Source organism: Brevundimonas sp., assembly GCF_030656255.1.
Classification (GTDB): Bacteria; Pseudomonadota; Alphaproteobacteria; order Caulobacterales; family Caulobacteraceae; genus Brevundimonas.
The window spans coordinates 39655-52780 of record NZ_JAUSOE010000169.1 but is presented as its reverse complement, the minus strand read 5'-3'; the positions used below and the strand labels follow the sequence as shown (position 1 = coordinate 52780).

Below are 13126 nucleotides of genomic sequence, written 5' to 3'. Positions count from 1 at the left end.
CAGATAGCCCTGCTGCACCGCCCGCTCGTCGGCCAGGAAGGGCGCCAGGTTGAAGGTGTATTTGCGCACCTGGTCGTCGGTGAAGCCGTATTTGGCCTTCAGCCAGACCCAGAAGGCGTTGATCGAGGCGTCGGCCAGCAGGAAGGGCCGGCCGGCCAGATCGGCGATGGTCTCCAGCGCCGGATCGGGGTGGGCGATCAGGACCTGGGGGTCCTTCTGGAAGAAGGCGGCGACGGCCTTAACGGGTGCGCCGGCCGCGACCAGGTTCATCGGGATGAAGCTGTTGGACCCCATGCCCAGTTCGACGGCGCCCGAGGCCAGCAGCTGCGGCACGTTCACGCCCGGCCCGCCCTGGACGATCTGGACGTTCAGCCCGCGCTTCTCATAGGCGCCGGTCGCCAGGGCCTGGTAGAAGCCGCCCTGCTCGGCCTGAGCCCGCCAGTCGGTGGCGAAACGCAGCCGCACCCGGCCCTGCTCATCCACCGGCGCCTCTGAGCGGTCACAGGCGCGCAGGCCCAGCGCCGCCCCCCCGACCACGGCCGCACCGCCCGCGAGCAGGGCGCGGCGACGGGTCAGCAGGCGATTCCCAAGCTGGATCATGGCCCTGCTTTACGGGGGGATGGGGGCCTTGGGAAGGCGGGGGTTCAGTTCTGATCCACGTCGGGCGCAGCCGTTTCGTCCCGCAGCTTGTAGCGGACGGGAACAACGCACCGGACGCCGGCCTCGAACCCCGGCGTGGCCTGGCTGGACTGCACCAGCCGCAGGGCGTCGACGCCGAAGGCGGCGGCCGGCTGGGCCTCGATCACCGAGGCGTTGCCGATCTGGCCCCAGGGGGCGATATCGAAGCGGATCAGAGCCCAGCCCTCGATGGAGCGGTCGCGGAATGCTCTCGGGAAACCCAGATGGGATCGGACCTTGAAGCGTTCGGCGACAGCCGGCGGGCACTGCTGAAGAAGATCTTGCCGCTGGTCCTCCGGAGGCATGGGGGGAGCCTCCAGAGTCTCGCCCAGGCGGTAGAAGTTGTAGACGCAGCCGACGCGGGCCGGGCCGGGGTGCATACGGCTGTCGGCGGTGGCGCGTCGGGCCTCGGCGTCCAGATCGACGTCGCCGGACGAGCCCAGAGTCTCGACATCGGTCGTACGACCCTCGGCGTCGATGTTCCAACGGACCACGGTCCAGCTGCGTCCGCCGGGCGGCGGGCGATGACCTTTTTGGAAGTCAGGATAGGCCATGACGGCGGGGCGCCGTCCGCCGAAGCGGTCGCCGCAGTCGGCGCCAGCTCCACCCAAACGTTTAGCCACGGCGTCGCGCAGGGCGCCACGGTCGCGGTTGACGGCGAAATAGTTCAGCAGGTCGGGCGTTTCAGCTTCGTCTACGCCGACCGCGCGCCAGTGAACGGTCAGGCGGCAATCCTTGCGCGCCTGGGCCGGAAAACGCCAGGCGGCGAGCCCGGCCTGGAGGGTGTCGAACAGGATGGGCGGCCCCTCATCCGGGCGGATGTCCAGGGTCCGTCCGTCGGGGCCGATCGAGAAAGCCAGGACCGCGTCGCCGTACGACGCGCCTTGACGCTGTGGCGCGGCGGCAAGGGGATCGTTGTAGGTCGGAGCGACCACGACCCCTTCGCACGTCGCCTCAGCCTGGGGCACGCGCAGTATGGCGGCCTCGACCGGTTCGGCCAGAGCGCCTGTCCTTACGATGATGGGCGGAGGCGGGGGCGTCGGAATGATGACGGGTGGGCCGACATATTCCGGCAGTTGGTCGGCTTTGGCCGAACCTGCCGCAACTGCGGCGGCGGCCAGGGCGTAGAGAGGGAATTGTATCGCACGCATGACGGCCTCCAACTGCACGGCATGGGTGCAGATGGCGCGGCGTCTGTCTAGCGTAAGTGTGTGAAATCGGAGCCAGAATTGAGCGAGGGGACGAAGCGTTCGGGGGGAACCCGTGCTCTTCGTCCCCTCGCCAAGTCCGGGTTGGACTTGGCCGGCTGGGTCTGGACCTTGGCGTCAGCGCCGTTTCGAGCGAACCCGAAAGGGCGGTCGGCTGTATCCTGTCGCGCTCCGGGTCTCTGGCGTCCCACGGCATTGCGTCCGCGTCGTCCGTCGATCCCGATCCGGTTCCCCCGTCCTTGTCGATCCTTAGACCGTCAAAAGACCGGGGCCGTGGATCCCGCCCGTCGCCCGTTACGATCCGAAGATCGCCCGATCGCGCCGGGTCGTAGAGCCGGGCCGGTTCGCTTGAGGCCGGGGTCTCCCCCGATTTCCGCGCCGCCGTGTCCCTCGGCCCGTTGACGTTCTCGCGAAACCCGCTATGAGGCAAGCGCCCGAACTCGCCCCGATGTGCACGATTGGCCCGGCGGCGGTGGACAAGTCTGTGAACATCGGTGGACGGATCGAATTCGCGTTGGCGGATCAGTGTTTTGTCTTGTCCACAGAAACCCAGTTGCGCGATGTCAGTGCGCGGCGGGTCGGGGGTAGCTGAGAACACACAGGGCGCCGGGGGCGGCGTCGACGATGCTGAAGCGGCCGTGAAGCTGATCCGCCAGGCCGAGGACGATCCGCAGGCCCAGGCTGCGCCCCTTGGCGGGATCGAAGTCTGGCGGCGGTCCGGCCCCGTCGTCGCGCACCTCCAGGCGGCGTTCCGACCCCTGTTCATACAGGCGGACGTGGATGCGGCCGGGACTGTCGGGGAAGGCGTGTTCCAGGGCGTTGTTGACGCATTCCAACAGGATCAGGACGACCGGCGTGGCCTCGTCCGCCGTCAGGGCGTGCCGGGCTTCCTCGACAACGACGGTCACGTCCGTGCGGCCGGCGGCGTTCAGGGCGTCGAGGACCAACTGGCGCGCCAGGTCGTCGAAGGGCGCCGCCGAACCGTCGGCGTCGAGCAGGCTGCGCTGCACATTGGCGATCATGGCGGTGCGCGCCGAGGCGTCGGAGAGGGCGCGACGAGCGGCGGGGTCCTTCGACATCCCCGCCTCGAGCCGCAGCAGGCTGCTGACCACCTGGATATTGTTGGAGACCCGGTGCTGAACCTCCTTCAGCAGCAGGTCGCGGCTCTCGGCCAGGGCGGCGTTGCGCGCCACCTCGCGCCGCAGATTGTCGGTGGCCGAATTCATGCCCACGATGAAGAAGACGTCGACCGCGACCACGAAGACATAGAAGCCCAGGGCCAGACCCGTCGCCGTGCTCCAGTCAAAGCCCGGCGCGCCGATCCAGAACCACCAGGCGGTCAGGCCCGACAGGACGGCGGTCAGCACCGCCGGTCCCAGACCGGCGAAATAGGCGGCCACCACGACGGCGGGGAAGAAGGTCAGATAGGGGAAGCCGGGCGGGAACCAGTCGGCCAGCGACAGCCGCACGACAAAGGCCGTCAGCCAGGCGCAGATCGCCAGGCCATAGCCATAGATCGGCCTGCTGCGGACCAACGCCAGATTCAAGCTGTGCTCCCGACCCTTACCGCCGACGTGATGCGACGTTCTGCTCCTGCGGTAAGCGTAATCAAGGCCGGCGACAACGCGAAAGCGACTTAGGACCCCGTGGCGAGCCGAGCGTTCAGCCAATGCCGGATCGCGCCCCGCGCCCCCCGCGCGGCCGGGCCGCCGAAATGCAGGAAGCCGTGGGGGACTTCGGGCACGCGGATCAGGTCGGCGTCAGAGGCTTCGCCCCAGCGGGTGGCCATCAGCAGGCTGTCCTCGAACAGCGGGTCGTATTCGCCGGCCAGGAACAGGGCGGGCGGCAGGCCGGTCAGGTCGGCGTACAGGGGCGAGACGTCGGGACGGCGCAGGCCCGCCTCGTCACGGTCGGGCGCCAGCCGGGCCAGGTCGGACTGCATTGTGGGACCGTTGAACAACAGGGTCTCGGGACCGGCCGAGCGAACGCTTTCCGTGCTCGACAGGTCGAAGACGCCGTAGGTGAAGACACAGCCCTTGACCAGGTCGATCAGCCCCTGATCACGCAGGGCCACGGCGGTCAGGGCCGCCAGATGGGCGCCGGCGGATTCGCCGGTCAGGAAGACGGTCGCCGCGCCCAGCCGGTCCACATTGGTCACGGTCCAGTGGGCGGCGGCCAGACAGTCGGATATGGCGGCGTCGATATAGACTTGGCGCCGCTCGGACAGCAGGCGGTAATCCACCGAGACGACGCAGAAGCCGTGGCGGGCCAGATGGGCGTTCAGCCGGTCGTTCAGCCCGGCGCTGCCCAACACCCAGCCGCCGCCGTGGATGTCCAGGATGACGGCGCGAGGGGGACCTTCGGGCCGCAGGATGCGCAAGGGGACGGGCTGGTCGCCGTCGGTCTGGACGATCTCGACCGTGACGCCGCGCTTGCGCAGACGCGGCACGGTGATCGCCCCGGCCGCCGCATCCAGCCACAGCGACAGCCGCTGCCCGGCGTCGATCCGCCAGGCGTCGGTGCGCAGGCGCGGCGCCCGGGCCAGGACAGCGTTGATCCGCCGCACGGCCGCCTGCTGGGCGGGGGCGAAATCGACGACGTGGGTGCGCAGGGTCATGTCACTGGAGTGGGTGACGGCGGGATTGGTTTCAAGAGGGGCCCGATGGGTAGGTCAACTCGCCAAACACCGAAATCCGATCTAGGGTCGGCGCCATGAAAAAGCTCACTCCATTCGGCGTCCTCCTGATCTTCGGGCTGATCGGCCTGTTGACCAAGGATTTCGGCCTGTGGTTCGCCTTCGGCCTCGTCGCCTTCATCGCCGTGGGCGTGGCTCAGAACCGCCGCGGGGGATCCAAGACTCCTGCGGAAGGCGACGAAAAGGAAGGCTAGCCCGCCAGCGTCGCCTTCTTCTCTTCCAGCTCCAGCCATTCCAGTTCGGCGGCCTCGAGGTCGGCGCGGGCCTTGTCGGCGGCCTTCATGGCGGCGTCGAAGGCCTTGGGGTCGCAGGCGTAGAGGCCGGGGTCGGCCAGGGTCGCGTCGTGTCTGGCGATCTGGCCGGGCAGGGCCTCGATCAGGCTCTCCAGCTCTTTCAGGCGGTGGGCGTCCTTGAAGGTCAGCTTGCCAACCTTCTTGGCGGCCACGGCGGGCGCCGGGGCCTCGGCGGCGCGCTCGGCGGCGGCCTTGTCCTGGGGACGGGGATTGGCGCCGGGACGCAGGAAGCCGGGGTTCTGACGGATGAAGTCGGTCCAGCCGCCGGGGGTCTCGACGATGTCGCCGCGCCCGTTCAGGGCCAGGGTCGAGGTGGACAGCCGGTCGATGAAGTCGCGATCGTGGCTGACCAGGATCAGGGTGCCGTCATAGTTCTCGAGCAGCTCTTCCAGCTTGTCGAGCGTCTCCATGTCCAGGTCGTTGGTCGGTTCGTCGAGGATCAGCAGATTGGCGGGCTTGGCCAGGGCCCGGGCCAGCAGCAGGCGGTTGCGCTCGCCGCCCGACAGGGTCGAGATCGGCTGGCGCAGTTGGGCCTCGGAAAACAGGAAGTCCTTGGCGTAGGCGGCGACATGTTTGGACACGCCGCGCACGAGGATGCTGTCGCCGCCGCCCGGCGTCAGGGCGTCCCTCAGGGTCATGTCCGACTTCAGCCCCTCGCGCGACTGGTCCAGATAGACGGCCTCGAGGTTGGAGCCCATGCGGACGGTGCCCTCGTCCGGGGCCAGTTCGCCCAGCAGGGTCTTGACCAGGGTGGTCTTGCCCGCGCCGTTGGGGCCGACGACGCCCAGGCGGTCGCCGCGCATGATGCGGGTGGTCAGGTCGCGGAACAGGGTGCGGCCGGCGAAGCCCTTGGACACGCCCTTGATCTCGGCGACCAGCTTGCCCGACGTGCCGCCGGAATCGACGCCCAGATAGAGCTCGCGCGGGGCGTCCTTCATCTTCTCGGCGCGTTCGGCGCGCAGGGCGTCCAGCGAGCGGGCGCGGCCTTCGTTGCGGCTGCGGCGGGCGGTGATGGAGCTGTAGAAGGTGGCGGTCTCGCGCTCGATCGTCTTGGTCAGACGACGCAGGGACTCGGCCTCTTCCTCCGTGACCTTGGACGACCATTCGTCGAACTCAACGAAGCCCTTGTTCAGGGTGCGGACGCGGCGGTTCTCCAGCCAGTGGACGGTGTTGGTGACGCGGTTCAGGAAGGCGCGGTCGTGGCTGACGACCAGCAGGGCCAGCCGGGCCTGGAGCAGCTCGGTCTCCAGCAGTTCGATGGCCAGGATGTCCAGGTGGTTGGTCGGTTCGTCCAGCAGCAGCAGGTCGGGCTCTTCGGCGAAGGCCTTGGCCAGGGCGGCGCGGCGGGTCTCGCCGCCAGACAACCCTTGCGTCGATTTCTCGGGATCCAGGCCGAAGGTGGCCAGCCAGCTCTCGGCGGTCCAGGTCTCGGCCTCGCCGGACGAGGCGTAGTCCAGCAGGGTTTCGCCGGTGATGTCGGGTTCCTGCGGCACATAGGCGAAGCGGACGGCGGACTGGACCGAACGGTCGCCGCTGTCGGGCTCGATCAGACCCATGACCACCTTCATCAGGGTGGACTTGCCGGCGCCGTTGCGGCCGACGAGGGCGGCGCGGCTGCGCGGTTCGACCGCGAGGTCGACGCCGTCGAAGAGGGGGCGCTGGCCGTCCTGGAGGCGGACGTCCTTGAGTGCGACGAGAGGGGGTCTGGCGGCCATGTGACTTTCGATCCTCCACCGCGAAACGGGGGAGGGGGACCGCGCGCGGCGGTGGAGGGGGCGGAAACAGGGGTGATCTAAGGGGTCTGGCGCCGAGATTCCACTGGAAAGCTCAGTGTGGCGGTCGCGCGGCCGTAAGCACAGCGCCCGACTTCGGGATTGATCGCTTACCGTCCGGTTGGTATGTATCGGTATGGACACAACGACACGACGCCGCGCACCCGACGATACACGGGCCGAAATCATCGAAAAGGCGCTGGAAGTCGCCGCCGAACTGGGGGCTTCGGGCTTTACGCTGGATGCGGTGGCGGCGCGGACGACGGTCAGCAAGGGGGCCTTGCTGCATCATTTTCCCAGCAAGATCGCCCTGTTGGAGGGGATGATCGATCATCTGGGCGAGATGCACACCGACGGCATCCTGGCCGAGGCGGCGCGGGACCCCGAACCCTATGGCCGCAACGCCCGGGCCTATCTGCGGGCGACGGTGATCGAGCCGGTGACGCCGCAGGACGTCAGCATCGGCCGGGTGGTCATGGCCGCCTGCGCCATCGAGCCGGCCCTGGCCCTGCGCTGGAGGGGGTGGATCGACCGGGTCAAGGTCGACGACCCCAGCGATCCGGTCGGGGCCGACGACGCCCTGATGCTGCGGCTGCTGGCCGACGGCCTGTGGGTCTCGGACATGTTCGGCATCCATGACGTGTCCGCCGATCAGCGGCAGGCCCTGTTGTCGCTGCTGACGCCCGGACATCCGATCACGGCCAACGAGGCGTGAGCCCCCAATCATGAGTGTCGTCACCTGGGCGGCCCTGCTGGGAGCCATCGGGCTGGAGGTCGTGGGCACGACCCTGTTGCAGCAGAGCCAGCAGTTCACCCGGGTCTGGCCCACGGCGGGGATGGCGGTCTGTTACGGCCTGGCCTTCTATCTGCTGTCGGTCGCGCTGAAACAGATGCCGGTGGGGATCGCCTATGCGATCTGGAGCGGGCTGGGGGTGGTGGCGATCTCGGTGATCGGGGCCGTCGCCTTCCGCCAGAGGCTGGATTGGCCGGCGATCGCGGGCCTGGCGATGATCATCGGCGGGGTGGTGGTGATCAACCTGTTCTCAAAGACCGTCGGTCACTGAAAACATGGTTATATTGCATTAAGTTTTAGGGTTTTAGGTGCTTGGGCATCTTCGGTTTCGCCCCTCCTCCCCTTGTGGCGCGCCAGGGTGGCGAGGTGGGGATCTCCGATGACTGACGTGGGCGCGGGCGCCAGGCCCGAGCGTATTCTCGAACTGTCCGAACGGCTGAACACCGTGGCGGGCGAGAAGATCGGCGAGATCGCCTCGGTCAACCGAGCCGCCAAGATGCTGGTGGTCAACGCCCAGGTCGTGGCCGCGCGCAGCGGCGAGGCCGGACGCAGCTTCATGGTGGTGGCCGAGGAGTTCAAGCGGATCTCGGGCCAGATCGACGACATCGCCGGCGCCCTGGAGCAGCAGGTGCGGGGCGACCTGACGGAGCTGTCGGCCATCGGCGGGGCGATCCTGAGCCAGTTGCGCGGGCAGAGGCTGGCGGATCTGGCGCTGAACGCCATCGAGATCATCGACCGGAACCTGTACGAGCGGACGTGCGACGTGCGCTGGTGGGCGACCGACAGCGCGGTGGTGGACTGCGTCGCCGAACCCGACGCCGCCCGGGCGGAGCACGCCAGCCAGAGGCTGAAGGTGATTCTGGACGCCTATACCGTCTATCTGGACCTGTGGATCTGCGACCGGAACGGCGTGGTCGTGGCCAATGGACGGCCGGATCGCTACGCGGTCCAGGGGCAGTCGGCGCGGGACATGTCGTGGTTCCGCGACGCCATGGCGACCAAGTCGGGCGATGATTTCGCGGTGGCGGACATCGCGCGGCTGGAGGCGCTGAACGGGGCGCCGACAGCGACCTATGCGACGGCCATCCGCAAGGGCGGCCTGGCGAAAGGGGCCGTGATCGGGGTGCTGGGCATTCATTTCGACTGGCAGAGCCAGGCGCAGACTGTGGTGGACGGGGTGCGGCTGACGCCCGACGAGCGGACCCGGACGCGGGTGCTGCTGCTGGACCAGAAGCACCGGGTGCTGGCCGCTTCGGACGGGGTCGGGGTGCTGAGCGAGACGGTGAAACTGGATGTGGCGGGCGGCGGCATGGGCAGCTACGCCAACGGCGACCGGACCGTCGGCTACGCCCGCACGCCCGGATACGAGACCTATGAGGGTCTGGGGTGGTATGGGTGCCTGGTCCAGGACGCGGCCGCCATCTGATCGCCGCATCCACCGATTAGGCGCGCCGTCCCATGATCCCAGTCCTGTCCCCGCTTCAGCCCTATTGGGAAACCAAGACCCTGGTCGAGATGTCTCCGGCCGAGTGGGAGGGCCTGTGCGACGGGTGCGGCCTGTGCTGCGTGATCCGGTTCGAGGACGAGGATTCGGGCGCGGTGATCCCGACGCGGGTCCACTGCAAACTGTTCGATTCCGCCGCCTGTACCTGCGCCGACTATGCGAACCGCAAGGCCCAGGTGCCGGACTGCATCAAGCTGACGCCGCACAATATCCAGAGCCTGGCGTGGATGCCCAAGTCCTGCGCCTATCGCCGGCTGCACGAGGGGCGGCCGCTGGCGGCCTGGCATCCGCTGGTCTCGGGCGATCCGGAGACGGTGCATACGGCCGGGGTGTCGGTGCGGGGGCAGACTATCTCGGAGCTGTCGCTGGCCCAGCCGGAGGATGCGCTGGATTTCGAGGCGCCGGAGTGGGCGGTCGAACGCGGGTAGGGCTTTTTGCTGGGCCTACCGCGCTTCGCGCTGCTTGAGGCTGATTTTTGGCCTACCGCGCTTCGCGCTGCTTGAGGCCGATTATGTCAGGCTTCCGGCGTCAACTGTCACAATGACGCTGGTCCAAATCTCTTAAATACAAACGCTTATGCTTTTCTCGGGGCGAGTTTCCAGCCTGAGTACGCTGGTGCGCTATGGTTTGGGCATGGCGGGAAAAAGCGAAGAGAGCGGAACGGGCGGCAGCTGGCTGGCGTCCCTGTTCGAACGGCTGAAGACGGCGGTCGAGCGTGCGACCGACATGATCTGCAGCGAGGAACCCGAGACCCTGGACGAGGCGGAAAAGCTGGCGCGTCGCGCCGGGGTGATCGCGCGCGCCGCCAAGCTGGTGGATGCGATCCGGCCGCGCGTCGAGGCCGAAGACAGCGAAGAGGACGAGATGGGTGGACGGATCTACGACCCCGAAGAGGACGAGCGACTGCGACGCGAGTTGGCCGCTAACTGCGATCGGATCGAAGCGATCATCGAGAGCAAGCGAGATCGACAAGCTGGAGGGGGCCATCCTGAGACGGGAGGCCCGCAAGGCCCTGGTGAACGATCACCAGATCGAACCGCCTAAGCCCGGCTGGTCCACCTGGCTTTTGCTGGGCGGGCGGGGATCGGGGAAGACCTTCGCCGGATCGGTCTGGATCGACACCCTGGCGCGCAAGTCCAAGGTCAATTTGGCCCTGGTCGGACCCGCCCTGCACGATGTGCGCGAGGTGATGGTCGAGGGCGTATCGGGGATCAAGGCATTGGCCGAGCCTGGCGACCGGCCGCGCTGGGAGGCGGGGCGGCGGCGGTTGCTGTGGAAGAACGGCTCGGCCGCCTACGCCTTTTCGGCGGAGGATCCGGACAGTCTGCGCGGGCCGCAGTTCCACGCCGCCTGGGCCGACGAGTTCTGCGCCTGGCGCAAGCCCGAGGCGGTGCTGTCGAACCTGAGATTCGGTCTGCGTCTGGGGGAGGATCCCCGGCTGGCTGTGACGACGACGCCCCGGCCGATCCCGGCGCTGCGGCGGCTGATGGCCGAGGCGGGGACGCGGGTGGATCGGGCGGCCACGGCCCTGAACGCCAAGAATCTGTCGCCGGGCTTTCTGGCCCATCTGACCGATGTGTACGGCGGGACGCGGCTGGCGGCGCAGGAGCTGGAAGGGCAGGTGGTCGAAGGCGAGGGCGCCCTGTTCGGGATCGAGGATCTGAAACGGGCGCGGGGAAGCCGGCCGGCCGAGCTGGACCGGGTGATCGTGGCGGTCGACCCGCCCGCGAGCGCCCACGGCGACGCCTGCGGCATCGTGGTGGCGGGGCGCAAGGACCGGCAGGCCTTCATCCTGGCCGACCGGACGGTGCGGGGGATGTCGCCCGGCGGCTGGGCCGCGGCGGTGTGTCAGGCGGCGCGGGATTTCGACGCCCAGGGGGTGGCGGCCGAGGCCAATCAGGGCGGGGAGATGGTGCGCAACGTCCTGAGACAAGCCGACTGTCCGGCGCCGGTCGAACTGCTGCACGCCTCGCGGTCCAAGGCCGCGCGGGCCGAGCCGGTGGCCCTGCTCTATGAGCAGGGGCGGGTGGTGCATTGCGGGGACTTCCCGGCCCTGGAGGAGGAGATGCTGGCCCTGGGGTGCGAGGGCGGGCCTAGCCCGGACCGGGCGGACGCCCTGGTGTGGGCGGTGTCGCAACTGATGCTGGGGAAGGCGACGGAGGGGCCGAGGATCCGGCGACTGTGATGTTCGCGCACGAACAGGCTCCACATCGAAACGTGTGTGTCGAGCGTGCCGCCGCTCAACGATAGAGATGGTCTTCGTCTGCAGACTCAGACGCCTCTATGAATTCAGGGTCCGGCTGAAGGAAGAGGGTCGCTTCTTCGTCGGTCAGGGGGCCGAGGTGGGCCAGGGCGCCGATGCGGAGGCTGGGGCGGAGCGTTTCAGGGACCGTTGCGGCGCGGATGACGGCGACGGCCTGACCGTCGCGGGACAGGACGATTTCCTCGCCGTTCTCGGCCTGGGCGGCGAGTTCGGCCAGGGTGGCGTGCGACCGGGCGATGTCGACGTGGATCGTCATGGGTGAAGACTAGCACGGCACGGGGCGGGCCGAAACTGAGCGCCGATCCGGCGGCTCCACCTCGTCGGGGGAAATAGGTTTCAGGGAGAGTGTGATGGTTTCGATCCGGTGGCCGTTCGGCCAGGCGGGGCGCGGGCGTGCGCCAAATCGGGGGGCGCCCGAAGAGAAGGCCAGTCGGGCGGCGGTGCTGCTGTCAGGCGTGGGGCGGGCGCGGTGGACGTCCAATGACTACGCCAGCCTGGCGCGCGAGGGGTATCAGAAGAATGCGGTGGCCTATCGCTGCATCCGGATGATCGCGGAGGCGGCGGCCTCTGCGCCCTTTGCGGTGTTTGTCGAAGGGGTGAGGGACGAGGCCCATCCTTTGGCGCGGCTGATCCGCCGGCCCAATCCCGAACAGTCGGGGGCGGAGCTGATGGAGGCGGTCTATGGCGCGCTGCAGGTGTCGGGCAACGCCTGGGTCGAGGCGGTCGGTGACGAAGTCCCGGAGGAGCTGTGGGCGCTGAGGTCGGACCGGGTGAAGGTGGTTCCTGGCCGATCGGGCTGGCCCGAGGCGTGGGAGTATTGCGTCGACGGGCGGTCGGCGCGGATCGGACGGGCGTCGGACGGCTGGGGGCCGGTGATGCAGCTGAAACTGTGGCACCCGCTGGACGACTGGTACGGGCTGTCGCCGCTGGAGGCGGCGGCGCAGGGGGTGGATGCGCACAATGCGGCGGGGGCCTGGAACAAGGCCCTGCTGGACAATGCCGCGCGGCCGTCGGGGGCGCTGGTCTATGGGGCGCAGAAGGGCGAGCGGCTGACGGACGGGCAGTTCGAGGCGCTGAAGGACCAGCTGTCGTCCGCCTATTCCGGGGCCGAGAACGCCGGGCGGCCGATCCTGCTGGAGGGCGGGATGGACTGGAAGCCGCTGAGCCTGACGCCGGCCGAGATGGATTTCGTCGCCGGCAAACATGCGGCGGCGCGCGAGATCGCCCTGGCCTTCGGGGTTCCGCCGCAGCTGCTGGGGATACCGGGGGACGCCACCTACGCCAACTATCGCGAGGCCAACACGGCCTTCTGGCGGCAGACGGTCACGCCGTTGGTGCGCAAGGCGGCGGGGGCGATGACGGGCTGGCTGGGCGGACGGTTTCCCGGCTGCGAGGTGCGGGCGGACCTGGAGGCGGTGCCGGCCCTTCAGGTCGAGCGCGACAGTCTGTGGGCGCGGCTGGAGGCGGCCAGTTTCCTGACGAACGAGGAGCGGCGACGGATGGCGGGGGTGGGCGAATGAGCGATGCGGTGAAGAAGGCCGTGGCGGCCCTGATCGCCGCCCTGGCGGTGCAGACGGTCGGGGGGCTGGTCTGGGCCGGGGGCGCGGCGGCGCGGATCGCGACCCTGGAACAGAGGGTGGGCGAGCAGAGGCTGGTGGCCGAACGGCTGGCGCGGCTGGAGACGCAAGGGGAGGCGACGGCGGCGGCGGTGGAGCGGATCGAGCGGAGGCTGGAGGGCGGATGAGGGGATTGGCGCACGATCTTCTCCCTCCCCGTTCCGGGGAGGGGGCGCGCGAAGCGACCGGGTGGGGGCGGCAGGGCAAGGGCGCACAGACGGGGAATGCATCGCCTGGCCCTTCCCACCCGGTCTCGCCTGCGGCTCGACCCCCCTCCCCCGCAGGGGGAGGGAGAGGCGGCGAG

At 69.0% G+C, this 13126-nt stretch carries 15 protein-coding genes; 9 read left to right on the top strand and 6 right to left on the bottom strand.

Annotated elements, in window-relative coordinates; translation table 11 throughout:
• The 4 genes from Q7J26_RS16920 to Q7J26_RS16905 form a co-directional block, all read right to left on the bottom strand.
• Window positions 1-600 (bottom strand): ABC transporter substrate-binding protein (locus tag Q7J26_RS16920; protein ID WP_304937521.1); only part of this gene is annotated, 600 nt, incomplete at its 3' end.
• A gap of 44 nt (window positions 601-644) precedes the next feature.
• Window positions 645-1829: an energy transducer TonB gene (locus tag Q7J26_RS16915; protein ID WP_304937520.1), complete on the bottom strand. Its 1185-nt coding sequence runs from the start codon at window positions 1827-1829 to the stop codon at window positions 645-647.
• A gap of 620 nt (window positions 1830-2449) precedes the next feature.
• Window positions 2450-3433, bottom strand: a complete 984-nt coding sequence (locus Q7J26_RS16910) for a sensor histidine kinase (RefSeq protein WP_304937519.1) — start codon at window positions 3431-3433, stop codon at window positions 2450-2452.
• Window positions 3434-3522: 89 nt separating this feature from the next.
• Window positions 3523-4503, bottom strand: coding sequence for an alpha/beta hydrolase (locus Q7J26_RS16905; RefSeq protein WP_304937518.1), 981 nt, complete (start codon window positions 4501-4503; stop codon window positions 3523-3525).
• A 95-nt stretch (window positions 4504-4598) separates the two neighbouring features.
• On the opposite strand from Q7J26_RS16905, the gene Q7J26_RS16900 reads away from it, so the two are divergent.
• Complete coding sequence (locus Q7J26_RS16900) at window positions 4599-4775, top strand: hypothetical protein (protein ID WP_304937517.1); 177 nt, start codon at window positions 4599-4601, stop codon at window positions 4773-4775.
• Here Q7J26_RS16900 and Q7J26_RS16895 read toward each other — a convergent pair.
• Entirely contained in the window at window positions 4772-6589 is a 1818-nt protein-coding gene (locus Q7J26_RS16895) for an ABC-F family ATP-binding cassette domain-containing protein (RefSeq protein WP_304937516.1), read from the bottom strand. The two genes, Q7J26_RS16900 and Q7J26_RS16895, sit on opposite strands and share 4 nt — an antisense overlap.
• Before the next feature lie 193 nt (window positions 6590-6782).
• On the opposite strand from Q7J26_RS16895, the gene Q7J26_RS16890 reads away from it, so the two are divergent.
• The 6 genes from Q7J26_RS16890 (at window position 6783) to Q7J26_RS16865 (ending at window position 11128) form a co-directional block, all read left to right on the top strand.
• Window positions 6783-7361, top strand: coding sequence for a TetR/AcrR family transcriptional regulator (locus Q7J26_RS16890; RefSeq protein WP_304937515.1), 579 nt, complete (start codon window positions 6783-6785; stop codon window positions 7359-7361).
• Between the two features lie 10 nt (window positions 7362-7371).
• The gene (locus Q7J26_RS16885) at window positions 7372-7710 is read left to right on the top strand and encodes a multidrug efflux SMR transporter (protein ID WP_304937514.1); all 339 of its coding nucleotides are present in this window, start codon (window positions 7372-7374) and stop codon (window positions 7708-7710) included.
• 108 nt (window positions 7711-7818) lie between these two features.
• Window positions 7819-8865 carry a chemotaxis protein gene (locus tag Q7J26_RS16880; RefSeq protein WP_304937513.1) on the top strand — a complete coding sequence of 349 codons (1047 nt, stop codon included), beginning with the start codon at window positions 7819-7821 and terminating at the stop codon, window positions 8863-8865.
• 44 nt (window positions 8866-8909) lie between these two features.
• Window positions 8910-9371 (top strand): YcgN family cysteine cluster protein, encoded by a 462-nt coding sequence (locus Q7J26_RS16875; protein ID WP_304937525.1) that lies wholly within the window; start codon window positions 8910-8912, stop codon window positions 9369-9371.
• Between the two features lie 205 nt (window positions 9372-9576).
• Window positions 9577-9987 (top strand): hypothetical protein, encoded by a 411-nt coding sequence (locus Q7J26_RS16870; RefSeq protein ID WP_304937512.1) that lies wholly within the window; start codon window positions 9577-9579, stop codon window positions 9985-9987.
• Complete coding sequence (locus Q7J26_RS16865) at window positions 9959-11128, top strand: DNA-packaging protein (protein WP_304937511.1); 1170 nt, start codon at window positions 9959-9961, stop codon at window positions 11126-11128. The genes Q7J26_RS16870 and Q7J26_RS16865 overlap by 29 nt, the downstream gene beginning before the upstream one ends.
• 55 nt (window positions 11129-11183) lie before the next feature.
• On the opposite strand, the gene Q7J26_RS16860 is transcribed toward Q7J26_RS16865, so the two are convergent.
• A complete protein-coding gene (locus Q7J26_RS16860; protein WP_304937510.1) occupies window positions 11184-11462 on the bottom strand; it encodes a type II toxin-antitoxin system Phd/YefM family antitoxin in 279 nt (92 codons plus the stop codon).
• A gap of 94 nt (window positions 11463-11556) precedes the next feature.
• Between Q7J26_RS16860 and Q7J26_RS16855 the strand changes: the two genes are divergently transcribed.
• Both Q7J26_RS16855 and Q7J26_RS16850 read left to right on the top strand, forming a co-directional pair.
• On the top strand, window positions 11557-12726 hold the full coding sequence (locus Q7J26_RS16855; protein ID WP_304937509.1) for a phage portal protein: 1170 nt from the start codon (window positions 11557-11559) through the stop codon (window positions 12724-12726).
• Window positions 12723-12950: a hypothetical protein gene (locus Q7J26_RS16850; RefSeq protein ID WP_008260383.1), complete on the top strand. Its 228-nt coding sequence runs from the start codon at window positions 12723-12725 to the stop codon at window positions 12948-12950. The genes Q7J26_RS16855 and Q7J26_RS16850 overlap by 4 nt, the downstream gene beginning before the upstream one ends.
• Window positions 12951-13126: the final 176 nt, after the last annotated feature.

Excerpts from the sequence above, each read along its gene's own strand:
- Q7J26_RS16915 (WP_304937520.1), bottom strand. The coding sequence starts at position 1,829 with ATGCGTGCGATACAATTCCCTCTCTACGCCCTGGCCGCCGCCGCAGTT.
- Q7J26_RS16905 (WP_304937518.1), bottom strand. The coding sequence starts at position 4,503 with ATGACCCTGCGCACCCACGTCGTCGATTTCGCCCCCGCCCAGCAGGCG.
- Q7J26_RS16900 (WP_304937517.1), top strand. The coding sequence starts at position 4,599 with ATGAAAAAGCTCACTCCATTCGGCGTCCTCCTGATCTTCGGGCTGATC.
- Q7J26_RS16895 (WP_304937516.1), bottom strand. The coding sequence starts at position 6,589 with ATGGCCGCCAGACCCCCTCTCGTCGCACTCAAGGACGTCCGCCTCCAG.
- Q7J26_RS16890 (WP_304937515.1), top strand. The coding sequence starts at position 6,783 with ATGGACACAACGACACGACGCCGCGCACCCGACGATACACGGGCCGAA.
- Q7J26_RS16885 (WP_304937514.1), top strand. The coding sequence starts at position 7,372 with ATGAGTGTCGTCACCTGGGCGGCCCTGCTGGGAGCCATCGGGCTGGAG.
- Q7J26_RS16880 (WP_304937513.1), top strand. The coding sequence starts at position 7,819 with ATGACTGACGTGGGCGCGGGCGCCAGGCCCGAGCGTATTCTCGAACTG.
- Q7J26_RS16870 (WP_304937512.1), top strand. The coding sequence starts at position 9,577 with ATGGCGGGAAAAAGCGAAGAGAGCGGAACGGGCGGCAGCTGGCTGGCG.
- Q7J26_RS16860 (WP_304937510.1), bottom strand. The coding sequence starts at position 11,462 with ATGACGATCCACGTCGACATCGCCCGGTCGCACGCCACCCTGGCCGAA.
- Q7J26_RS16855 (WP_304937509.1), top strand. The coding sequence starts at position 11,557 with ATGGTTTCGATCCGGTGGCCGTTCGGCCAGGCGGGGCGCGGGCGTGCG.
- Q7J26_RS16850 (WP_008260383.1), top strand. The coding sequence starts at position 12,723 with ATGAGCGATGCGGTGAAGAAGGCCGTGGCGGCCCTGATCGCCGCCCTG.